General features: G+C 70.1%; 22 protein-coding genes and 1 tRNA gene. 11 read left to right on the top strand and 12 right to left on the bottom strand.

Features of this window, described 5'->3' with window-relative positions; all coding sequences use genetic code 11:
• Window positions 1-11: 11 nt before the first annotated feature.
• The 6 genes from ACFP3R_RS22485 to ACFP3R_RS22460 all read right to left on the bottom strand — a co-directional run bounded on the left by ACFP3R_RS22485 (window position 12) and on the right by ACFP3R_RS22460 (window position 5,687).
• Entirely contained in the window at window positions 12-1,616 is a 1,605-nt protein-coding gene (locus tag ACFP3R_RS22485) for a replication initiator (RefSeq protein WP_380638341.1), read from the bottom strand.
• On the bottom strand, window positions 1,613-3,082 hold the full coding sequence (locus ACFP3R_RS22480; RefSeq protein ID WP_380638340.1) for an FtsK/SpoIIIE domain-containing protein: 1,470 nt from the start codon (window positions 3,080-3,082) through the stop codon (window positions 1,613-1,615). The genes ACFP3R_RS22485 and ACFP3R_RS22480 overlap by 4 nt, the downstream gene beginning before the upstream one ends.
• A gap of 311 nt (window positions 3,083-3,393) precedes the next feature.
• Window positions 3,394-4,272, bottom strand: coding sequence for a helix-turn-helix domain-containing protein (locus tag ACFP3R_RS22475; protein WP_380638339.1), 879 nt, complete (start codon window positions 4,270-4,272; stop codon window positions 3,394-3,396).
• Between the two features lie 347 nt (window positions 4,273-4,619).
• Window positions 4,620-4,856, bottom strand: a complete 237-nt coding sequence (locus tag ACFP3R_RS22470) for an AMED_5909 family protein (protein WP_380638338.1) — start codon at window positions 4,854-4,856, stop codon at window positions 4,620-4,622.
• A gap of 47 nt (window positions 4,857-4,903) precedes the next feature.
• Window positions 4,904-5,221 carry a hypothetical protein gene (locus tag ACFP3R_RS22465; protein ID WP_380638337.1) on the bottom strand — a complete coding sequence of 106 codons (318 nt, stop codon included), beginning with the start codon at window positions 5,219-5,221 and terminating at the stop codon, window positions 4,904-4,906.
• Between the two features lie 4 nt (window positions 5,222-5,225).
• Window positions 5,226-5,687: a hypothetical protein gene (locus ACFP3R_RS22460; RefSeq protein ID WP_380638336.1), complete on the bottom strand. Its 462-nt coding sequence runs from the start codon at window positions 5,685-5,687 to the stop codon at window positions 5,226-5,228.
• A gap of 191 nt (window positions 5,688-5,878) precedes the next feature.
• On the opposite strand from ACFP3R_RS22460, the gene ACFP3R_RS22455 reads away from it, so the two are divergent.
• Together ACFP3R_RS22455 and ACFP3R_RS22450 are read left to right on the top strand one after the other, a co-directional pair.
• Window positions 5,879-6,766: a DUF5919 domain-containing protein gene (locus ACFP3R_RS22455; protein WP_380638335.1), complete on the top strand. Its 888-nt coding sequence runs from the start codon at window positions 5,879-5,881 to the stop codon at window positions 6,764-6,766.
• Window positions 6,763-7,560, top strand: a complete 798-nt coding sequence (locus ACFP3R_RS22450; RefSeq protein WP_380638334.1) for an inositol monophosphatase family protein — start codon at window positions 6,763-6,765, stop codon at window positions 7,558-7,560. The genes ACFP3R_RS22455 and ACFP3R_RS22450 overlap by 4 nt, the downstream gene beginning before the upstream one ends.
• A gap of 29 nt (window positions 7,561-7,589) precedes the next feature.
• Here ACFP3R_RS22450 and ACFP3R_RS22445 read toward each other — a convergent pair whose 3' ends face one another.
• The 5 genes from ACFP3R_RS22445 to ACFP3R_RS22425 form a co-directional block, all read right to left on the bottom strand.
• Window positions 7,590-8,144, bottom strand: a complete 555-nt coding sequence (locus tag ACFP3R_RS22445) for a hypothetical protein (protein WP_380638333.1) — start codon at window positions 8,142-8,144, stop codon at window positions 7,590-7,592.
• 41 nt (window positions 8,145-8,185) lie between these two features.
• A complete protein-coding gene (locus tag ACFP3R_RS22440) occupies window positions 8,186-9,058 on the bottom strand; it encodes a hypothetical protein (protein WP_380638332.1) in 873 nt (290 codons plus the stop codon).
• Between the two features lie 834 nt (window positions 9,059-9,892).
• Window positions 9,893-12,046, bottom strand: coding sequence for a protein translocase subunit SecD (secD, locus tag ACFP3R_RS22435; RefSeq protein ID WP_380638331.1), 2,154 nt, complete (start codon window positions 12,044-12,046; stop codon window positions 9,893-9,895).
• 36 nt (window positions 12,047-12,082) lie between these two features.
• Window positions 12,083-12,415 (bottom strand): hypothetical protein, encoded by a 333-nt coding sequence (locus tag ACFP3R_RS22430; protein ID WP_380638330.1) that lies wholly within the window; start codon window positions 12,413-12,415, stop codon window positions 12,083-12,085.
• A gap of 25 nt (window positions 12,416-12,440) precedes the next feature.
• Window positions 12,441-13,433, bottom strand: coding sequence for a tetratricopeptide repeat protein (locus ACFP3R_RS22425; RefSeq protein ID WP_380638329.1), 993 nt, complete (start codon window positions 13,431-13,433; stop codon window positions 12,441-12,443).
• A gap of 260 nt (window positions 13,434-13,693) precedes the next feature.
• On the opposite strand from ACFP3R_RS22425, the gene ACFP3R_RS22420 reads away from it, so the two are divergent.
• The 6 genes from ACFP3R_RS22420 to ACFP3R_RS22395 all read left to right on the top strand — a co-directional run bounded on the left by ACFP3R_RS22420 (window position 13,694) and on the right by ACFP3R_RS22395 (window position 19,097).
• On the top strand, window positions 13,694-14,167 hold the full coding sequence (locus ACFP3R_RS22420) for a MarR family winged helix-turn-helix transcriptional regulator (protein ID WP_380638328.1): 474 nt from the start codon (window positions 13,694-13,696) through the stop codon (window positions 14,165-14,167).
• Between the two features lie 199 nt (window positions 14,168-14,366).
• Window positions 14,367-14,570, top strand: coding sequence for a hypothetical protein (locus ACFP3R_RS22415; RefSeq protein WP_380638327.1), 204 nt, complete (start codon window positions 14,367-14,369; stop codon window positions 14,568-14,570).
• Window positions 14,571-14,843: 273 nt separating this feature from the next.
• Window positions 14,844-16,436 carry an AMP-binding protein gene (locus tag ACFP3R_RS22410; RefSeq protein ID WP_380638326.1) on the top strand — a complete coding sequence of 531 codons (1,593 nt, stop codon included), beginning with the start codon at window positions 14,844-14,846 and terminating at the stop codon, window positions 16,434-16,436.
• Between the two features lie 303 nt (window positions 16,437-16,739).
• Complete coding sequence (locus tag ACFP3R_RS22405; RefSeq protein ID WP_380638325.1) at window positions 16,740-16,889, top strand: hypothetical protein; 150 nt, start codon at window positions 16,740-16,742, stop codon at window positions 16,887-16,889.
• A gap of 61 nt (window positions 16,890-16,950) precedes the next feature.
• The gene (locus ACFP3R_RS22400) at window positions 16,951-17,442 is read left to right on the top strand and encodes a PH domain-containing protein (protein ID WP_380638324.1); all 492 of its coding nucleotides are present in this window, start codon (window positions 16,951-16,953) and stop codon (window positions 17,440-17,442) included.
• A gap of 119 nt (window positions 17,443-17,561) precedes the next feature.
• Window positions 17,562-19,097 (top strand): PH domain-containing protein, encoded by a 1,536-nt coding sequence (locus ACFP3R_RS22395; protein ID WP_380638394.1) that lies wholly within the window; start codon window positions 17,562-17,564, stop codon window positions 19,095-19,097.
• On the opposite strand, the gene ACFP3R_RS22390 is transcribed toward ACFP3R_RS22395, so the two are convergent.
• Window positions 19,067-20,038, bottom strand: coding sequence for a GlxA family transcriptional regulator (locus tag ACFP3R_RS22390; RefSeq protein ID WP_380638323.1), 972 nt, complete (start codon window positions 20,036-20,038; stop codon window positions 19,067-19,069). The genes ACFP3R_RS22395 and ACFP3R_RS22390 overlap by 31 nt on opposite strands.
• A gap of 73 nt (window positions 20,039-20,111) precedes the next feature.
• Here ACFP3R_RS22390 and ACFP3R_RS22385 point away from each other — a divergent pair, with 73 nt between their 5' ends.
• The 3 genes from ACFP3R_RS22385 (at window position 20,112) to ACFP3R_RS22375 (ending at window position 22,162) form a co-directional block, all read left to right on the top strand.
• Complete coding sequence (locus tag ACFP3R_RS22385; RefSeq protein WP_380638393.1) at window positions 20,112-21,401, top strand: MFS transporter; 1,290 nt, start codon at window positions 20,112-20,114, stop codon at window positions 21,399-21,401.
• 10 nt (window positions 21,402-21,411) lie between these two features.
• On the top strand, window positions 21,412-22,023 hold the full coding sequence (gene orn, locus ACFP3R_RS22380) for an oligoribonuclease (protein ID WP_380638322.1): 612 nt from the start codon (window positions 21,412-21,414) through the stop codon (window positions 22,021-22,023).
• Window positions 22,024-22,086: 63 nt separating this feature from the next.
• Window positions 22,087-22,162, top strand: a tRNA-His gene (locus ACFP3R_RS22375).
• Window positions 22,163-22,206: the final 44 nt, after the last annotated feature.

Raw genomic sequence — 22,206 nt, 5'->3', positions numbered from 1 at the left:
CCCTCGGTCCGTCAAGCCGCCAGCGGAGTTGCCGAAAGTTCCGGAGGTTCACCAGCCGCGAGCATCGCCCGGTCGTATTCGGCCTTCCACCGCGTTCGTTCCGCGATGGCGTGCATGAGTTGGTGCGCGCGTGGTGGCACGTTCGGGTCACCGGGCCGCACCCTGTGCCAGACGAGCTGCGATGTGTCGCGTTCCGGCTTCTCGATCCCCACAGCCGCGAGCGCTTCCAGGACGAACCGCTTCCGGTCGGCCCGGTGGTCTGCCAGCGTCTTGCCCGACCACTTCCGGGACACCAGCACCCGCCGACCGGGTAGGCCGAGCGTGGTCCGCCGATGCGCCCGCCCCTTGCAGTGCCCCGGAGTCGTCCGGGAGCCCGCACCGCGCGGTTGCACGCCGTAGAGCAACCACACCGCGCACCGGTCCGAGCACGGCGTCACGGCCAGCTCGTCCGCCAGGCGGTCTGCGTGCCTCCGCTGTCGGTCGGCGCTCTGCTCGACCACCTCACCGATGGACTTGGTGAGGTACTTGGTCAGGTAGCCGATGTGCCGACCGGCTTCCTCCGAGCCGCCGAGGATGCCCTTCGAGTGCACCTGACGTCCGAACGTCACGACGTGCGCCAGCTCCTCCGCCGCTTCGACCGCATCCGCCCAGGTCGTCAACGGCTCCCGCGTGTCCGGGTCGACGAACACCTCCGCCCGCGCGTCCCAGACCGGCAGGTGATCGCCCCGGTAGACGCGTTCGTCGTGCTGCGGCCACCAAACCTGGTGGTACGTAGCCGCCGTGACGAGCCGGATGGTCTCGTGCGGGACCGAACCGCGGAATGCCGCGTGGAGGTGTGGCGCCGCTCGACGCTGCGGCTCCACGGTGGCGAAGTACTGCACGTCCCACCCGACCGCGCGCCGAAGGTTCTGCCACCACCGGTCCACGAGCGAGGCGAAGTGCACCGAGTCCCGAGCCGCCCGCCGGTAGTCATAGGTCGTCGGGTCGACGGGCGTGCCGTCATCCCGGACGCGCCCGTAGCTGTCGAGCGTCAGCGTGACGAACATGGAGGGCCGGAACCCACCCGCGTACTCCCGGCCCACCGTCCGCTTCTCGACTCGCCGCCGAGGCAGGTTCGGTGCGTCCTGCCGACGCTTGGTCGACCGCCGCACGGGCCGCTTGGCCGGCTCGTCGGGCGAGGGGAAGCGACCCCGCGCACCGAGTTGCCGAAGTTCCGCGTCAACGGAGTGGATCTCCTCCCGCAACTCGTCGGCGTCACCCGCCTCACCGGCCTCGACCGCGTCCCGGTACGCCTTGACCAGATCGGCCCGGTAGGTCAGCAGTCCCTTCTGGTCGTCAGTCGGAACGGCCGGGGTGAAGTCGGGTTCCTCGGTCAGGTGCCAGCCCTCACGGCACTGGGTCATCCGCAAAGCCTTGGCCTTCTTGGCGCAGGGAGCGCAGACGCTCGCGACCGTCGAGCCGCACGGCACGGCGACGTAGCGGACTTCACAGGAGCCCCGGTCCTCGACCTCCATCGTGAACGGCCGCACGCACACGCCGTACTTCTCGGCGGCGGCCTTGGCGACGTCCAGGGCGATGGGCTGCCGCATCCGCTCCACACGGGTCTCGCCGGTCATGCCGCCTCCCGTCCTTCGGTGCCGTTAGGTCGAGCGGGGAAGTCGTGCACCTCCGCGTCAGCCAGGAACGCGCCCAGCTCGCTCAGGTCGGCGTCGGTGACGTGGAAGGCCCGAGCGCGCTCCGGCTCCCGTTGCCCGTCCTGCTTCACCCACGCCACCCCAGGCGTGTTCTCGCTGATCTCGTGTGCCGCCGCGCCCCGCTGCCGGACGCCGTCGCCCAGGACCATGTCGACCTGTTGCGGTTCGTCCAGGCGCAGGGCGACGCGGGTGGTGAACAGGTGCCGGAAGCCCACGACCTCCTTGCGCGGGTCCTGAACCAGACCGACGACGGCATAGCCGGGAGCCCGCCCCTGGGAGGTGATGGTCTGGATAGCGCGAGCCGCGCGCTCCCGAAGCTGCTTGTCCGGCTGGTAGGCGATCAGGTCCGCCAGCTCGTCGACCACCAGGACGGTGAACGGCTCACCGGTCGACCGTGCCCACAGCCGCCGAACACCCCGATACCGAGTTGCCCGCTCCTTGACCTCAGCGGCCATTTCCTCAAGCAGTGCAACAGCTTCCGGCCCGTTGTCGTACACAACGCGGTCGAAGGCGTCCGGACACTGCCCGAGTTCCATCCCGCCCTTCGGGTCGATGCCGACGAGCCGCACCACACCCGCCCGGATCGCCGGGGCGAGTTGCCACACGATCGACCACAGGACCGAGCCCTTACCCGCACCGGGCACACCGACGACGAGCACCTGTGACCCGAGCAGTCGCAGCCGCCACGGCTTACCGGTCTCCGTCCGACCGACCGCGACGCGCTTGAGGTCCACCTCAGCGTCAGCCAGCACGGGCACGGACAGCGGTCGAGCCAGCGGGTCACGGTGGACGAAGTCGAGTTCGATCACCTGAGGCCGCAGCACCCGCACCTGGCAGGACTGGGCATGGAACGAGTGCGCCAGGCCCTCCCGGCGCAGTTCCCAGACTTCCGGCGACTGGGCAGGGATCATGCGCACCCGGACGCGGTCCCGCCACCCGTCAGAGCGAACTCGCCGCAGCCCGGGTCGGTATTCGCGGCCCCGGTGTCGCTTGGCCAGGTCCGCCAGCCGCATGACCGACCGCCAGCGCGGCACGTACACCGTCGCCCGCCGCCACTCGGTGACCAGCCGGTACCAGCCATGCCGCAGAAACGACGCCCGGTCGTACCTGGCCCACAACAGCAGGGCTGCGATCAGCGACAAGAGCGCAAGTACCAGCGGCGAGAGCCCGAAACGCCACCAGCACCAGGCCGCCGACGCTGGAACCAGCACAGCCATCGGGTACCGGCCCGCGACGAGCGCCAGGCGCACGACCCCGAGGACCACGAACCAGACCAGCGCCACCAGCGCGGCGAGCCACTTCGCCTTGCCCGGAACCAGCGCCCACCAGGGCAGGCGAGGACGAGCGCCCTCGAACGGGGCCGGGTCCACCCACTTCCCGCCGTTCACCGCGCACTCCCCATGGGGGCGAAAATCAACGGCAGCCAACCCAGGCAAGCGCAACAAATGAGCTGATTGGGTGCATAAATGCCGAACTTCTTACATGCCCCACAGGGGCGACCATTGGGAAGCTTCCACTCGTTCGGGGTAGTTGCGCGACTTGACGCACGTCCCCCGTCAACAGATACCCTCAGCATGACCGGATCCCCTCGGGGCTGTGAATGCGGACCGGTCACGTGAGTCGCCGGAAAACGGTCTACGGCCCACCAAGACTGTCGGACCGTTTCCGGCGACTCACGCCAACCAGCAGCAGCAATGGTTCAGTTATCGGAGTCGTGCGGTCCGCTCACCTCATCGGCCAGACGCAGGATCAGCTCCCGCGACTGCTCAACACTCAGCGCATTGCGCAGCAGCAACTCTGCCGACTTCTGGTATCCCTCGGCTGTCCGAGGATCGTCGAGGAAAAGACTGCACGTCATGGCACCGATGTGGACGACCGGGCGGAATTCTGGCGACCGCATCAACGTGAACGAACAGCTCTCCCAGTAACCAGCCGGAGCGTCACAGCCGATCACCCGCACATCGACCTTTCTGGTATCACCCCACCAGACCAGGTTCATCAACTGGGCCCAGGCCACCTCCGGGTCAGGGCCCAGGTGTCGCAACACCAGCTCCCGCACCACGAACGTGCACTTGGTCAGCAACCGCCCGTCCAACACTTCCTGGCGCTTCCCACGGGCTGACACACGCCGCTCGATCTCCCCCGCCGCCTGCACGTCACAGCCGAACACCTGCCGCATCAAGCCATCGGACTGCACCAACGCCGGCACCGACGCCGCCTCGTAATAGAAGATCTCGTGCGCCATCGCCTCATGCCCGAGCACCACCGGCACCTCGTCCACACCACCCGGACCGTGCTCCCAGACCAGGACACCGTCATCGACATCCCGGTACAGACCCATCACCCGGTCAAAGGTTTCCGAATCCACCCGGTAGAAGCCCAACAACCGGGCGACGTTGCGCGCATCGGTCCGCCGATCCCCCCTCTCCAACTTCGACAACCATCCCGGGGAAACACCCAACACCCCCAACAAGTTTCCAACCTTGAGCGACAATCCGCGCCGCAAAGCCCTCAACTCCGCACCCAACGCCCGACTGCGAACAGTCGAACCCAACCGCACATCATCACCATCAGCCATGACAAATCCCGAGTATTTGGGCACAGCTCTCCCGTGTCCTGAATCCAGTAAAGCGACAGAGCCTTATACGCGATAGCTCACGATCTCGAACAGATCGTCGAAGGCCATCGGGGCCAAGGCAGTCAACGCGCCACCGATGAAGGCCGGGCCAGGCCGAAGAGACCCCGCCCGCACCCGCAACACCGTCGACCGGTTCACCTTCATCGCCTCCGCCAACGCAGAATCCGACACGAACCCCGCCAACCGCACAGCCTTACCGAACGCCTCACCACGAAGCCGAACCGAATAACACGGCGGGTCCCTACGAACAACGGCACGACCCGAACCCCTCGACGCGCCATGCCCAGTCACCCGCCCTCACCGTCCTCTGAGGACTGAACTGTCAGGGAACGGGCGATCTCCTCACCCTTCTCCCGCTCACGCTGCGCCCAGTACAACGCCTCGTGGTGATGCCCCCGATCAACCTCCGCGACCCGCGCATACACCTCCGCCGACACCCGGTAGAACACCTGCCACCGCGACAACTCGGCATCCGGCGCGGGCATCACCCGCCCCAACGCCTCATGCGCGTCCTTCAACGTCATAGCCGCCCGAGCCGCCGCCCACCGATCGGACCGCTTCCGCTGCGCCATCACCGATCACCACCCTCGACAGGCGCGTGCAGGTGATGGGCACCCGCCGCCTTCCCACCAGCCGCGACGCGTTCGTTGACGTCCGCCTGATGGTCGAACGTCTCGGCCGCGTGCAGCGCCGCCGCCTTGGCCCACCAAGGGGTGCTGTCCAGCGCCGCGAGCTGCCGCCACAACCAGGCCACCCGTCGGTAGGTGGGCGCGATCCGGGCAGCGGCTTTCGGATCGTCGGCGGCCACGTAGCGGTTGGCCTCGTGCGCGTCGGTGTAGGCCCGATAAGCGGCCTGCCACTGCACCACCAGTTGCCGAAGATCGGACACCGGGTCACGCGGCCTTGGCGTCGACACCACCACCGGGCTTGGCCCCACCCGGAGCCGAACCCGCCGACCTCCCCACCTGCCGGAACCCGGTCGCCCGGAACACGAACGACTGGTACTTGAACTCCCCGTTGCCCGCCACGCGCGGTTCAGCGGTCAGCCCGTCCAACTCAACCGGCCGCATCCCGGGCAGCACCTCCCCGGTGGTCGGCACCGGCTGCACCTCCGCCAACAAGGTGACCTCGAAGCTCTGGCGCTTGGCGTTGGGCTCGTGCGGGTCGGTGACGGTGACCTTCCACTGCCGCTTGCCGGTGGCCTCGTCGACCCGCTGACGCACCGGCCGACCGGCCGCCCTCTCGTCCCGCGTCTGATACTCGGTGTCCGGCCGGACCTCCCCGACCATCACCAGACCCTGGGGGAAGGCGTCCTCGAACGAGACGGGGAACCGGAACCCCTTGCTGATCGCCATCGGTAGTCGCTCCTCTGACCGGGAGCCGCCTGTTCGCGGCTTGCCCACCCAGAGTCGTTGGCCAATGGTCCTGTCCCAGGTCCGTCGCTGTCTCACCTGCCGCGCCCAAGCCGCGTGTCGGACTCAAGTTGTCTCGTCTTGGTCTCGTCTCAGTGCTAGCCTCGACCGATCGCACCAAACGGGGAGGCCACATGGCCACAGACACAACGCTGTTGAGGGTGCTGCTGCGCCAACGCCACATGCAGGGCTACCGCACCTTCTGCAAGGAGTACGACCGCATCGCCAAGCAGATCGACACCGACCTGATCGGCCGCTACCCCAGCAAAGCCCAGTTCTACCGCTGGCTCTCCGGCGACCTGCTCGGCCTGCCCTACGCCGACCACTGCCGCATCCTGGAGAAGATGTTCCCCGGCTGGACCGCCGAACAACTCCTCTCCCCACACGAGGACGACACCGACAGCCCCATCACCCCACCACAGCGCACCGCGGCTTCCACCCAGCCGGTACCGCGCCCGGTCCAGATGCCCCAACAGACCCGCCTGGCCGACGTCACCGCCGTCTACGTCAGCCGCACCGAGTTCCTGCACAACATGCCCCCACGCGCCCTGTTCGAAGGCGCGAAGACGATCGACATCGTCGGCCTGTCACTCAACGTCCTGTGCCAGCAGTACTCCGACAAAACCCTGCTGGACTCCATCGAGACCGGCACCGTCATCAAGGCCCTGTTCCTAGACCCCGAGGGACAGCACACCACCGCCCGGGAACAGGAAGAGGGCCTGCCCGAAGGCCACCTGTCCATGCTGACCCGCCTCAATATCGGGGCCCTGCGCCGAATCGGTGCGAAGGTCTCCCCAAACGCACGCGGCCAACTCCACATCCGCGTCTACGACGAGCCCATCCGCTACAACATCCTCATCACCGACCAGACCAGGTGCGTGGTCCAGCCCTACTTGCCCGACGCCCGAGGCGTCGAGTCCCCTACCCTTGTGATCGAGAAGGACGAAACCGCGCCGGGCCTGTTCGCCACCTTCTCCCAGGTGTTCGACTCCATATGGGATCGCGCGAAGGAGACCGTATGAAGCAACCGCTCAATCAAGTGGCCGAGATCGCCCAGAAAGCCGTCGCCATTGCTAATGACTTGATCAGGACCAGTCGCCCACAGATAATCACCGAAAAATCCGATCGAGACACCTATACGGATATCGATCTGACCATCGAGCGAAGTATTCGTACTTTTCTCGCCGAAGCCACTCCTGAACTATCATTTTACGGAGAAGAGGAAAGTTATAACGAAGAATCACTACTAGATGGCGCCACATGGGTACTTGACCCAGTCGACGGCACATCTAACTACGTACACGGGATTCCACTTTGCGCAGTCTCGCTAGCGCTGGTCATCGACGGCAAGTGCGAACTGGCTTCCATTAGCCTACCATTTACGAATCTTCACTATCGAGCAATAAAAGGAGAAGGTGCATACGTAAACAACCACAAGATACAAGTAAGTGACACTCGATCACTACGCAGCGCGATCATCTCCATTGGAGACTATGCAACCGGCGCTGAATCCGAAGAGAAGAACCGAAGCAGGATAGCCATTACAGCCGCCCTTGCAGATTCCGCAGAACGAGTTAGAATGTTCGGCTCCGCTGCACACGATTTCACCTGGACCGCAGAAGGGAGGATCGACGCAACAGTAATACTGTCAAATAAGGTATGGGATGTGGCTTCGGGTGCGCTTATTGCCAGCGAAGCAGGAGCTGTACTTTTGGACAAAAATGGACAACCGTACAGCAATGCTTCGAAGAGTGTCGTGGCCGTAACGCCTGGCATAGCCAGCGAGTTGATGGGCTTGCTTGCCGGAATCGAGTAAACTACAAGTTCGGTCGCCAAACATAGCCATCAACTACCCTCTTCATCTCCACGCAAATTCAACTGAGGAGCCGAGGGAACCGGCCTAGACCCTTCGTAATCAATTGCAGAAATAATAACCCTAAAAAGAAACACCAATCGAAAGAACTTCCACGCCGCAACCGAAACGGCAAACTGGAAGATCCATTCAGCAGCCCTGGGGGACGTTTTTGAATCGAGAACCATGCAAAACACGCAAGCCAAAGCGCAAAATAGCAGCCATCTAATGATCGAAAGCCAGTTCTTGCGAATTATCGCGCCAAACTTATGTCTGATTACGCGCGCAACATCGCCTGTTGAACTTCCATACTGCGCTATAGCATTCCCTGTAAAGCCGGCGATCAAGGACATCATGCCAGCTCCGGCCGCATAGATGGCAAGTCTCTGCTGAGAGTCCGCTTGAGCAAAGTAGTTAGTAACGCCCCAGCGGTACACCAGCACCATGTGGAATCCCACGAGCACTATCGTCAAGACAACGTCAAATATTGGACGCTCATCCCACGAAGTCCTCAATACTGACCCCAGCTTGCGCACCCACTTCAGCATGACCGCCTCCTTAGGGGCAGCCTAGCGGGCACCACCGACAGTCAGCCCTCACTAAGTTCATCGCGCAACTCTTCGGCAGCACGCTCAATAGCTGCGATAGCCGACTGAATCCGGACCGGGTTTCCTTCTTCATCCCGAACGCTCACGTCCATCTTGCGCGCTAGAAAACTATTCACAAGATCGATGTGTTCAGTGTTCGGCTTTCCTTCGGCATCAAAATTTACTAGGTCGGCCTGCCCTTTAGTGAAGGCGGAACCAATCATGCTACGCAGAGTTCGAAGCAAAGATACTCGACTTTCAGTGTGATCCTTATTCACCCTCCCCTTCACCCTAAGGACTAGTTCGACATCCAATGCCCCATGCTCCGCTTCAATCTCTTGAAGAACACCTCGCAAACTGTTCTGCTCCGAAATTGAAGACAGTTGATCGCGATCGAACCCAACTCGCAGCAGACGAACCTCGTCTGCATTCTCGATCCGCTGCAGAACGTTCTTGTTCAATACAGGCACGATGGATACACTTTCATTTAGCGCCTTGTACTCATTCAGCCATGCTTCAAAATTTCCAACACGCGACGACGCTTGCGAACCGAGAACGAATCCGAAAATATTGCTGTTCGGGAGGAAACTGGCGACTGAAATCTCTACATACGGGTTGGCAGTATCGGACTCGTGATCGATAATCTCGCCATTTTGGCGGTTAAAGGATGAGATTCCCTCCTCTCTCGCGCGGGCAAGAATAAAGTGATCACGCTCATTATGCGGATATACCTGCCCCCAGTGATCAATATTATAGATTCGCCGAAGGCGTCGGTCCGGCGACAAAGTAGCCAAATCGGAAAGAAACTTCGGCCAATCGATCGGGTCAGCGATCGCAAGTCCATCCCTATTGCGGACTTCGTAGAAGTGAACCATCCTCTTCTTAAGACGAGTTCCAACCATTTTGCCCCCTAACGGCACGTGAGCTAGCACAAGATCCTATGCGCAAGCCACGCTTTCAGCCGATCGAAACCACTCTTTCGAGTGAATCATGGGACCGCGGTTGCAGTGTGTGCCTACATATGATCCGCCTACTGCAGAACTTAGCTCTATGGGATCAAGGCGCGCCGCCTGCGGCGACGCGCGGCAAGGTTCGGCTCACGTTGGCACCGACTCCCCGCATCACGGCACGCCGGGCTCCCGCTTCGCTCCGCCCGTCGGCCGTGCGCGGAGTCGGTGCACGCGGTCGGGGAGCGGCGCGCCAGCACGGAGGCCGTGACCACAAGCAGGTCAGGAGCAACACCGGCCGGGACGATCGCGCGGTCATGTGGTTTGGTCGAGTGGGCACGGCGATCGGCTGCCGCGACGGCTGCGCCGTCTTGCCATCGAGGAGGCCACCAACGATGAGCACCAGGCCCAGGATGCACGACGGGCGCTGTCCCTGACGCGTCGTTCGCATCAAGGGCAGCGCCCGTAGGTTGATCAACTTCCAGGCCGTCACCAGGCCGTACAACGTCGGGCGGTCACGAGAACCACCGAGAACTAACGAGAGAGTTTGCGCTGGTCAGCGGACTTTCGGAGTCCGAAGAGGACTGGTCGCACCAAGCCGCACTCAGAAGATCTCGTTCTGGTAAGCGGCGAACTGGCCGGTCATCGTCGTCCTCACCTTCCGCTCGGCGTGCCGATCATGCTGGTCCCCGCACCCGCGCCCGCAAGCAGTCGGCGACGGGGTACGCGCCGCCGGGAGGCCGACGACGCGTGCCCCGCGCCTCACCTCCGCTCCTCCAGCACGATCGCCACCGGCGCCGCCGTCAGCACCGTCGACGCCGTGCCCGCCACCAGCCCGATCAGCAGCGCCGTGGCGAAGTCGGCCAGCGAGCCGTCCCCCAGCACCAGCAGCGCGGCCAGCACGAACAGCACGCCGATCCCCGTGTTCACCGTCCGCGGCAGGGTCTGGAGCACCGCGGAACTCATCACGTCGGGGAACGGCCCGCCCGCCCGCCGCAGCTCCCGCACCCGGTCGAACACCACCACCGAGTCGTTGACCGAGTACCCGATGACGGTCAGCAGGGCCGCCAGGAACACCGCGTCCGCCGTCTTCCCCAGCCACGCGAACGCGCCCACCAGCACGACCACATCGGTCACCAGGGCGACCACGGTGGCCAGTCCCAGCCGCCAGTCGAAGCGGTACGCCAGGTACGCCAGCTGCGCCGCCACCGCGACGGCCAGGGCGATCAGCGCGTTGCGCCGCAGCTCGTCACCCAGGCTGGGGCCAATCAGCTCGTTGCTCAGCTGCTCGGCCCCGCCGGTCGCCCGGTCGACCGCCTCGCCGACCCGCACCGCGGCGGCCGAGTCGATCGGGCCGGTGCGCACGGACAGGCCGTCGCCGGAGGTGACGACGACCGCGTCACCGAAGCCGGCCGTCGCGAGTTCCGCCCTCACCCGGCCGACGTCCGCCGACGCGGTGGCGAACTCCATCGCCCGGCCGCCGGTGAACTCGACGCCCAGTTCCAGGCCCCGCACCAGCAGGCCGGCCACCGCTACCAGCAGCACGGCGCCGGCGGCGAGCAGCCAGCGCCGCGGCCGGCGGTAGAGCCGGATGCCGCGGGTGGTCAGCCACGTGCGCACCCGGCCGAGGGTGTGCAGGCCGCTCCAGCCCGGTTTCTTCTCCAGCAACGGCATCACCAGGTGCAGCAGCGCCCGGGTCAGGACCAGTGCGCTGAACAGCGACGCCAGCACACCGACGGACAGGGTGACGCCGAAGCCCTTGACCGGGCCGGTGGCCAGCCAGAACAGCAGGCCGGCGGCGAGCAGCGTGGTGATGTTCGAGTCGGCCACCGCGCTCAGCGCGCCGCGGAACCCCTGGTCCACCGACCGCGGCAGCCTCCGCCGTCGCGCGTACTCCTCCCGCGACCGCTCGAACACCAGCACGTTGGCGTCCACCGCCATGCCGATGGCCAGCACGAACCCGGCCAGGCCGGGCAGGGTGAGCGTCGCCCCGATCGCCAGCAGCGCCGCGTACGCCACCGCCGCGTAGCCGACCAGCGCGAGCACCGCCACCAGCCCGGCGAGCCGGTAGGCGAACACCAGGAACAGCCCGGTCAGCGCGACGCCGATGACGGCCGCCCGGGCACTGGCCTCGATCGCCTCCGCGCCGAGCGTCGGCCCGACGGTCCGCTGCTCCACGACCTCCACCGGCACGGGCAGCGCGCCGGACCTGATCACCAGCGCCAGCTCGTCGGCCTCCGCCTGGGAGAACCGGCCGGTGATCTGGGTGCTGCCGCCGATCATGCCGGTGCCGCACGCCACCGTGCCGTCGACCTGCGGCGCGGACACCACCTCGTCGTCGAGCACGAACGCGACGCGACGCCCCAGGTCGCCGGGTGGCGAGCACGCCGCCTCGGCGGTGACGCGCTGCCAGGCCGACGGCGCGTCGCCGCGGAAGTCGACGCCGACCACGTAGCCGACGCCCTGGGCGTTGGGGGTGGCGCGGGCGTCCGCGATGCCCTCGCCGGTGAGCACGACCTCGCCCAGGCCGACCGTGTCGCCGTCGGGCGTCGGCACGTCCCCCGGTCCGGTGACGGGTCGCACCTGGAGCTGCGCGGTGCGGCCGAGCACCTCGATGGCCTCGGTCGGGTCCTGGAGACCGGGCAGTTCGACCACGATCCGGTGAGACCCGGAGCGGGCCAGGACGGGTTCGGTGACGCCGAGTTCGTCGACGCGGCGGCGCAGCACCTCCATCGCCCGGTCGGTGGCGTCGGCGGTGGCCTCGGGCGGGGTCTCCAGCACCACCTGGGTGCCGCCGCGCAGGTCGAGGCCGAGGCGCGGTTGGACGGTGAGCAGGGTGAACGTGGACGCGGCGAGCACACCGAGGGACAACAGCCCCCGGACGAGCAGTGCCCGCCGCGCGCTGGGGCGCGGCATGGGTGGAAAACCTCCGGACGAGGTGAACGGGTGGGTTCAGCTACCGGGGGTCGGGGGCGGCGCGCGTTCGCCGAGGGGCGCGTGGCCGGTCCGCTCGGGACGGCGGTGGGCGGGGTCGACGACGTCCACGCGCACCGGCGGCGCGGGCGTGGCGTGCACGGGCGGCTGGACGCCGTCCAGCGGCTGCCCGAGGTGGCCGGCCTGCTGCACCGGGTGCGTCGGGGTGCCGCGGGTGGTCGTGCCGGCGGGCTGGGTGCCGGCCACGGTGGTGGACACCGCGACCGCCTCGGCGACGGGTTCGGAGGGGTGCGCGACGACGACGAAGCCCGCGATCAACGCCAGGACCGCGAACAGCGCGCGCCGGGTCATCCGCCCTCCCTCCCGCTCCGCCAGGCTACCGGCCGCCGCCCAGCACGACGACGGCTCCGCCGAGCAGCGCGCACAGCAGGGCGAGCACGAGGGGCTGCGTCGTGCCCGCGCCGAGCAGGAGCGCGACCGACCACCCGGACAGCACCACCAGGGCCAGCCCGAACGCGACCACCACGACGGCGACCCGCGGCCGGTGCCGGGGCAGCCCCAGCAGCGCCCGCCGCACCCCGCCCCGGGCGCCCAGCAGCAGCCGCGCCACCACGGCGAGGCAGGCCGCGACCAGCGCGGCGGCGAACCACCCGAGCAGCGGCGTCGGCCGGGGCAGCGCCGCCAGGGTCAGCACCAGGCACCCCGTGACCAGCAGCGCGGCCAGCCGGGACAGCGCGGGCCACACGAGGGCGCGGGCGGCTCCCAGCAGGTCGGCGGGCGGCGCGGTCACGGGGGCGCCGCCGCGCCTGCGGCGCACGGTGGCGAGGTTGGCGCGCACGTCGGCGGCGTCGGGGTCGAGCCGCAGCGCGGTGCGGTAGGCGCGTTCGGCGGCGCCCCAGTCGCCCAGGCGCAGGGCGGCGTCGCCGAGCACCTGGTAGGCGCGGGCCTCGGTCGGCGCCAACCGCGTCGCCTCGCGGGCCTCCCGCGCCGCGTCCGGGAGGCCGGCCGCGTCCGCGGCGAGCGCTTCGGCCAGCACCACCCGGCACCGCCAGTCGTCGGGCCGGCGGCGGACGCACTCGCGCGCGGCCACCAGCGCCTCGGTGTGGCGGCCGAGTTCGGTCAGCGCCAGGGAGGTCAGCCGCTGGGCCCACGCGTGGTCGCCGTCGAGCACCAGGGCGCGCTTGGCCGCGTCGAGCGCCGGGTCGGGTTCGTCCGCGTCGAGGTGCGCCGCGGCGAGCTGGCACCAGCCCTCGGCGTGCAGGGGGTTCGCGGCGAGGGCGGGGCGGAGCAGGGCGACCGCCTGGTGCGGCAGACCGCGCGCGGTGAGGTCGGCGGCCCGCGCGACGACCGCGGCGATCGGCTCGGACATGCCCGCGAGTGTTCCAGCGTTCGACCGCGCTGCCTACGCGCCCTCGTGCTCGGGGGTGGCGGGCTCCCCCTGGACTCCGGTCCCGCCACCCCCGCGGTGACGCGGGCTGCCCCCTGCCCAGTCCCGTCACCCGGTCCCGCAAGGCCGATCGCACCATCGTCCTTGCCGAGAATTTCTCGAACCAGAACTTACGGGCAGTCTCGTTCCGAGTCAATAACTTCTTATTCAAGAATATCCCACGACCGGCGTATGATCCGACCATGGAACTCGCCGACCGAGCCGCCTGCACCGGGCGGTCCGGCCTGAACTGGCTGCTGCACCGCGCGGCGCAGAAGCTGGGCGCGGCCATCCAGGAGGCGGCGGCCCGGCACGACCTCACCGCGCGCGGGCAGCTGGTGCTCACCGCGCTGTGCGCCGAGGAGGACTCCCGGCGCACCCAGCTCGCCCTCGGCCAGGCGCTGGGCCTGGACAAGACCACCCTCACGGCCGAGCTGGACCGGCTGGAGCGGGCCGGTCTGATCGTGCGCGAGCCCCACCCGAACGACCGGCGGGTGCGCGTGCCGGTGATCACCGACCGGGGCCGCTCGGTGCAGGACGAGGTGGCGGAGCTGCACCAGCGGGTCGAGCGCGAGTTCACCGCGCACCTCGCACCGCAGCAGTGTCGCGAGCTCCAGGCGACCCTGGAGCGCCTGATCGCCTCCTGCGGCGGTCCGGACAGCGGCTCCTGCCTCTGAATTTCGTCACGATCAGTGTCCACCGGCCGTTAATTTCCCCCTTCGGGGAACTCGATCGATCACGGCGTGCGACGCTAGGGCGAGCTCGGCAGGTTGCCGGCGGATTCCCCGTCACGGCGTCAACCCCCCTGCGTCCCCTTCCCGCGGGCGCCCGGGTTGGTCCGAGCGCGCGTGTCGAGACAGTTGGAGGTCAAGGGCCGTGGGCACACCCAAGGAGTGGCAGATCACCTGCCGCGACATCGCGTCCCGACGTCGTGACATGACCGTCTTCGTCAGCCAGGGCCACGTGGTGGTGACCGTGCCGCCGGGCGAGGCCGCGGTGCTGACGCCGCTGGAGGTGGGCCGCCTGCGCGCGGCCCTGCGCGACGCCGTGGTGAACGCGTCCGGCACGCCGGAGCGCTGAACCGCACGCGTCCGATTTCTCCCGATCCTCTTCCTACTCGCGGGTAGGTAATGCCAGTATCGGGTTCGTGAGCACCTACTCCGCCACCGGCGCGACGGCCTCCACCGGTCGACGCCCGGTCGAGAGGCACCTCCGGCGGCCCGACCTCGGGCCGGGAGCCGCCCTGGTCGGACCGCGTCCGGCGAACCGCCCGGCGAACCGCCCGCCGCGAACGGCCGGGCCGACCCCGGTCCGGGACCACCCCGCCGCGGGCCCGACCCGGCGAGCCGCCCGGTGAGGCGGGTCGTGGGCGCGCTGCGCGCGCTGGCCACGCTGGTGCGCGTCGGCGTGGCGCGGCCGATGGCCCCGGGCCGGCTGCTCGGCGTGCTGGACGCCTACCTGCGCTGGGACATCACCCCCGCGTTCGGCTACGCCACCGGCGCGGCCCGCCACCCCGACCGGCCCGCGATCGTGGACGACGCGGGCGAGCTGACCTTCGCGCAGGTCGACGAGCGCACCACCCGTCTCGCGCACGGCCTGCGCGACCTGGGCGTGGGCGCCGGCTCGAAGGTCGCCGTGCTGTGCCGCAACCACCGGGGGTTCGTGGAGACCGTGGTCGCGTGCGGGAAGACCGGCGCGCACGCCGTGCTGCTGAACACCGGTCTGAGCGCGGGCCAGGTCGCCACCGTGCTGCGGGAGCAGGACGTGTCGGTGGTCGTCGCCGACACCGAGTTCCGCGACCTGCTGGTCCACGCGCCGCGCCGGGTCCGCCGGGTCATGGCCCGGGTCGAGGGCGGCACGAGGAGCCGCACGCTGGAGCAGCTGATCGACGGCTCCCCCGCCACGCCGCTGCCCGCCCGACCGCCGCGCGGCAGGCTGATCGTGCTGACCTCCGGCACGACCGGCGCGCCCAAGGGCGCCCGGCGCCCCGAGCCGGCCAGCCTCGTGCCCGCCGCCGCGCTGCTCTCGCGCATCCCGCTCCGGGCGGGCGACCGGTTCTGCGTGCCCGCCCCGCTGTTCCACACCTGGGGCCTGGCGGCCTTCCAGCTCGGGCTCGTGCTGGGCGCGACCCTGGTGCTGCGGCGCGGGTTCGACCCCGCGCTGGTGCTGGCCGACGCCCGCGAGCACCGCTGCGGCGCGCTGTTCGTCGTCCCGGTGATGCTCCAGCGCGTGCTGGACCTGCCCGACCGGCCGGAGCTGCCGGACCTGCGCGTCATCGCCTCCAGCGGTTCGGCGCTGCCGCCGCCGGTGGCCCGCCGGTGCCTGGCGGAGTTCGGCCCGGTCCTCTACAACCTCTACGGCTCCACCGAGGTGTCGTGGGTGAGCATCGCCCGGCCCGACGAGCTGGCCCGGCACCCCGACACCGCGGGCCGCCCGCCGCACGGCACCCGGCTGGCGATCCTCGACGAGCGGGGCGACCCGGTGCCGCCCGGCGCGACCGGACGCATCTTCGTCGCCAACGACATGCTGTTCGACGGCTACACCGACGGCGCGGGCAAGGAGGTCCGCGACGGCCTGATGTCGACCGGCGACGTGGGCCGCCGCGACGCCGACGGCCTGCTGTTCGTGGCGGGCCGGGACGACGAGATGATCGTCTCCGGCGGCGAGAACGTCTACCCGCGCGAGGTCGAGGACCTGCTGGCGGGCCTGCCCGGCGTGCGGGAGGTGGCCGTGGTCGGCGTGCCGGACGAGCGGTTCGGCCAGCGGTTGGCCGCCTACGTGGTGCGCGAGGGGCCGGACGCGCCGGACGAGGACGCGGTGCTCGACCACGTGCGCGGCAACCTGGCGAAGTTCTCCGTGCCCCGCGAGGTCGTCTTCCTCGACGCGCTGCCCCGCAACGCCACCGGGAAGGTGCTCAAGCGCGACCTGGGCGACCGGCCGGGCTGAGCGCCCCGGGGGGCGACCGCTCCCGGCCAGCACGCGGGGGGACGGACCAGGGCGCGACCACCTCCGGGACCCGGCGGAGTCACCTCCGGGCCGTCCGCTCGTTGTCCCGCCGGGGCGGGGCGTCCGGGACGACCGGGCCGCCCGCCGCGTGGGCGCCGCCCAGTTGACGTGAGACGGAAGTGGGTGGTGACCGGCGTGACCCCGGTGTGCCATGCTCCGCTTGGACGCTTCCCCCCGCGTTCCCCGCGGACCTCGTCCGGCTGCCTGCCCTGCCGACAAGCCGCTGCGATCGAACGGAGTTCGATGATGGTTGTGCACTCCCTGCGCAGAATCCTGGCCGCACTGGCCGTTCTGGCCGGCCTCACGGTGGTCCTCGGTGTGCCCGCGACCGCCGCCGCCGAGGGCGGGACCGCCACGGCCCGCGTCTTCCAGGCGCCCTACGGCCGGCCCTGACACCACGCCCCGAGGCCGGGTTCGCGCACGCGCGGGCCCGGCCTTGAGGCACAGTGGGCAGGTGAGCAGCGAAGTCCTGCGCCTGCGTGCGCCGCGGCACCAGGTGAGCCGCAAGTCGATCACCCTGTGGACCCTGCACGCCCTGATCGGTTGGGCGGTGCTGCTCGTGCCGCAGGTGGTGGTGCTGATCTTCGTCCGGTCGCCGTGGCAGCTGACCGCCGCGGTGGCGACCCTCGTGCTCGGCTCCGCGCACACCCTGGTGATGCCGCGCTGGCGCTACCGGGTGCACCGCTGGGAGGCCACCCCCGACGCGGTCTACACGCTGGCCGGCTGGCTGAACCAGGAGTGGCGCATCGCGCCCGTCTCGCGCATCCAGACCGTGGACACCAAGCGCGGTCCGCTCCAGCAGCTGCTGGGCCTGTCCACGGTGACCGTCACCACCGCGTCGGCCTCGGGTCCGGTGCACATCGAGGGCCTGGACCACGCCGACGCCGTGCGGCTGGCCGACGAGCTGACCACGACCACCCAGGCCACGCCGGGTGATGCCACGTGACCCGGTGGACCCCGGCCGACCCGCCCCCCGGCCTCCCCGCCGACCTGCCCGCCGCGCCCGAGTACGCCGAGCCGGCCGGCGCGGACCCGACGGCCGGCTGGCACCGGCTGGACGTGCGGATGATCGTCGTCCGCCCCCTCAACGAGCTGGTGAACCTCGTCCCGGTGTTCCTCGGCCTGCTGGTGCTCGGCCGGGGCGAGACGTGGCGGCTGCTGACCAGCGCCGGCGTGGTCGCGCTGATCGTGGTGTTCGGCCTGCTGCGCTGGCTCACCACCCGCTACCGGATCACCGGCGAGCAGGTCGAGCTGCGCACCGGGCTGCTGGTGCGCAAGCGCCTGGCGGTGCCGCGCGACCGCATCCGCACCGTCGACCTCACCGCGAAGCTCGGGCACCGGCTGTTCGGGCTGTCCGCGATCCGGGTCGGCACCGGGCAGCGCGACCAGCCCGGCGAGGACGGCCTGACCCTGGACGCGGTGTCCTCGGCCGAGGCGGAGCGGTTGCGGCTGCTGCTGCTCACCGCCGCCGTCCGGTCCGACGAGCCCGCCGCGTCGGCCGGGCCGGAGCGCCCCGGCGAGGTGCTGTCCGGGTGGGACACCCGGTGGCTGCGGTACGCGCCGCTGACGCTGTCGGGCCTGGTGGCCGCGGGCGCGCTGTTCGGCTTCGTGGTGAACTCCGCGCGGGAACTGGACCTGGAGGTGCTCGGCCCGCTGACCGACGCCGCGCACCGGGTGGTGGACCAGCCGCTGTGGCTGACCGTCGCGCTGTTCACCGGGGTGGTGCTGCTGGTCGCGGGGCTGGGCTCGGTGCTGGTGTACGTGGTGCAGTTCTGGGGCTACCGGCTGACCCGGGAGCCCGACGACACGGTGCGGGTCCGGCGCGGCCTGCTCACCACGAGGTCGGTTTCCGTTGCCGAGCAACGGCTCCGCGGCGTGGAGCTGGTGGAGCCGCTGCTGCTGCGGTCGGGCGGGGGCGCGCACGCGAAGACGGTGACCACCGGCCTGGGCCGCAAGGGCGAGAGCAACCTGCTGCTGCCCGCCGCGCCGGTGACCGAGGCGCACCGGGTGTCCGCGGCGGTGCTGCGCCTGGACGTCCCGCCGACGCTGACGCCGCTGCGCCGGCACCCCTCGGCCGCGCTGCGCCGCCGGCTGCTGCGCGCGGTGGCGCCGCTGCTGGTGCTCGCGGCCGGGCTGGCGTGGTGGGGGCCGGGCTGGACGTGGCAGGTGGTGCTGGCGCTGGTGCCGTTCTCGGCGGCGCTGGGCTGGGACCGCTACCGCAGCCTGGGCCACGCGCTGACCGACCGGTACCTGGTGGCCCGCAGCGGCTCGGTGATCCGGCAGACCGCGGTGCTCCAGCGCACCGGCGTGATCGGCTGGCGGGTGTCCCGCTCGTTCTTCCAGCGCCGCGCGGGCCTGGTCACGGTCACCGCCACGACCGCCGCCGGCGACGGCGCGTACTCCGTGGTCGACGTGGCCGAGGCGGACGGCCTCGCACTGGCCGACGCGGCGGTGCCCGACCTGCTGCGGCCGTTCCTGGAGCGCACGCCGGGGGATCGGACTCCGGGGGATCGGGTGGCGGGGGATCGGGTGGCGGGGGATCGGACTCCAGGGGACCCGACCGCCGGTGATCAGCCCGCCGAGCGGAACGTGGTGCGGTAGACGCTGGGCGGCACGCCGAGGGCGGCGCTCATCTGCTGCCGCAGCGCGGTGGCGGTGCCGAACCCGGCGTGCCGGGCCACCAGGTCGATGGTCAGGTCCGTGGTCTCCAGCAGGTGGCGCGCCCGCTCGACGCGCTGCTGGTGGAGCCACTTGACGGCGGTCATGCCGGTCTCCTCGTGGAACCGGCGGGTGAACGTGCGCACGCTCATCCGGGCGTGGTCGGCCAGCGCCTTCAGGCTCAGCGGCTCCTCCAGGCGCTCCAGCGCCCACGCGCGGGTGGGCGCGGTGGAGGTGTCGGCCTCCTCCGGCACCGGGCGCACGATGTACTGGGACTGCCCGCCGGGCCGCCACGGCGGCACGACGCACCGGCGGGCGGCCATGGTGGCGACGCGGCTGCCGTGGTCGTGGCGCACCACGTGCAGGCACAGGTCGATGCCCGCGCCGACGCCGGCCGAGGTGAGCACGTCGCCCCCGTCGACGAACAGCACGTCCGGGTCGAGGTCCACGTCCGGGAACAGGCGGCGGAAGTTCTCCGCGTGGCCCCAGTGCGTGGTGGCGCGGCGACCGGTCAGCAGGCCGGCGGCGGCCAGCGCGAACGCGCCCGTGCAGATGGACACGATCCGCGCGCCCCGGGCCGCCGCCGCGCGCAGGGCGTCGCGCACGGGAGCTTCGAGGAAGCCCCGCTCCAGCAGCGCGGCCTGGTGCACGCCGGCCACCACGACCGTGTCCGCCTGGGCCAGCAGTTCCGCGCCGTGGTCCGGGGTGACGGTGAACCCGGCGGTGCTGCGGACCGGGCGACCGCCGGGCGTGCACACCCGGACGTCGTAGAAACGGCGGTCCAGCTCGTCCCGCGCCGCGTTGAAGATCTGCGGCGGGGTGCCGAGGTCGAAGCCCACGACCTCGTCCAGCGCGAGCACGGCGACCAGGTGACGGCGATCCATGGCCGGATCCTTGCACATATTGGCTATCGGGCCACTGGTCCGGCCTCCCCCGACCGGGGAGGCTCGTCGCGTGATGCGGAGCAGGCAGAACTGGGCATGGGTGGTCGCGGGCGTGGCGTTCGTCGCGCTCGTCGGCGCGGCCGCGTTCCGGGCCACCCCGGGCGCGCTGATCGAACCGCTGCAACGGGAGTTCGGCTGGTCCACCGGCACCATCGGGCTGGCCGTGTCGGTGAACCTGCTGCTGTTCGGCCTGACCGCCCCGTTCGCCGCCGCCCTGATGGAGCGCTTCGGCGTGCGCCGGGTGGTGGCCGCCGCGCTGACGCTGGTCGCCGTGGGCAGCGGGCTGACCGTGTTCATGACCGCGGTGTGGCAGCTGGTGCTGTTCTGGGGCGTGCTGGTGGGCCTGGGCACGGGTTCGATGGCGCTGGCGTTCGTCGCCACCATCACCGGCCGGTGGTTCGTCCGGCACCGCGGGCTGGTCACCGGCGTGCTCACCGCGGGCGGCGCGACCGGGCAGCTGGTGTTCCTGCCCGCGGTGGCCGGGCTGGCGGAGACCTCGGGCTGGCGCTCGGCCTCGGTCCTGGTGTCGGTCGCGGCGCTGGCCGTGGTGCCGCTGGTGCTGCTGTTCCTGCGCGAGCACCCCGCCGACGTGGGCGTGCCGCCGTACGGCGGGACCGAGGTGGTGCCGGTGCGCCCCGCCGGGGCGGGCGCCGCGCGACGGGCCCTGGGCGCGCTGCGCGAGGCCGCCCGCACCGGCCCGTTCTGGTACCTGGCGGCGGGTTTCGCCATCTGCGGCGCCAGCACCAACGGCCTGGTCGGCACGCACTTCATCCCCGCCGCGCACGACCACGGGATGCCCACCACCACCGCCGCCGGGCTGCTGGCCCTGGTCGGGATCTTCGACATCGCCGGCACCGTGCTGTCCGGCTGGCTGACCGACCGCGTCGACCCGCGCGCGCTGCTGGCCGTGTACTACGCGCTGCGCGGCGCGTCGCTGCTGGTGCTGCCGCAGCTGTTCCACGACTCCGTGCAGCCGTCGATGCTGGTGTTCGTCGTCTTCTACGGCCTGGACTGGGTGGCGACCGTGCCGCCGACCGTCGCCCTGTGCCGGCGGGTGTTCGGCGCGTCCGCGCCGATCGTGTTCGGCTGGGTGTTCGCCTCGCACCAGGTCGGCGCGGCCCTCGCCGCCCTCGCCGCCGGCCTGACCCGGGACCACTTCGGCGACTACGCCCCGGCCTGGTACGTCGCCGGGCTGCTCAGCGTCGCCGCCGCGGTCCTGTCGACGAGGGTGCGGGCCGGGCGTGGCGAGGTCGACGGGGCGCGTGTGCCGGAGCCCGCCGGCGCCCGGCGGGCGGGCGACTAGGCTTGCCCCGGTGATGGATCGCCTGGTGTGGATCGACTGCGAGATGACCGGACTCGACCTCGGCAAGGACGCCCTGATCGAGATCGCGGCGCTGGTGACCGACGCGGAGCTGAACGTGCTCGGCGAGGGGGTCGACGTGGTGATCCACGCCGACGACACCGCGCTCGACTCGATGCCGGACGTCGTGGTGCAGATGCACGCCAGGTCGGGGCTCACCGAGGAGGTGCGCCGCTCGACCACGACGCTGGCCGACGCCGAGGCGCGGGTGCTGGCCTACCTCAGGGAGTGGGTGCCCGACCCGCGCACCGCGCCGCTGGCCGGCAACTCCATCGCCACCGACCGCGGGTTCATCGCCCGCGACATGCCGGAGCTGGACGCCCACCTGCACTACCGGATGGTCGACGTGTCGTCGATCAAGGAGCTGTGCCGGCGCTGGTACCCGCGCGTCTACTACGCGCAGCCGGAGAAGGGCCTGGCGCACCGGGCGCTCGCCGACGTGCGCGAGTCCATCCGCGAACTGGCCTACTACCGGCGCACCGCGTTCGTGCCGCACCCGGGCCCGAGCTCGGAGCAGGCGCAGGCCGTGGCCGCCGAGCTCCTGGCCGCCGATCGCCGGGAATAGGGTCGATTTCAGGCCCGGCGGCATGGCACTGTATGCTTCACGCCGCCGGGTCAACCGGTCTTGGTGGGTGTAGCTCAGCTGGCAGAGCACTGGGTTGTGATCCCAGGTGTCGCGGGTTCAAGTCCCGTCACTCACCCCAAGCGGAACGCCCCTCGACTCCGGTCGGGGGGCGTCTTCTTTTGT

This window comes from Saccharothrix lopnurensis (assembly GCF_042658445.1).
Lineage (GTDB): Bacteria > Actinomycetota > Actinomycetes > Mycobacteriales > Pseudonocardiaceae > Actinosynnema > Actinosynnema lopnurensis.
The sequence above is the reverse complement of the archived record's forward strand: the minus strand, read 5'-3'. Positions and strand labels throughout refer to the sequence as shown.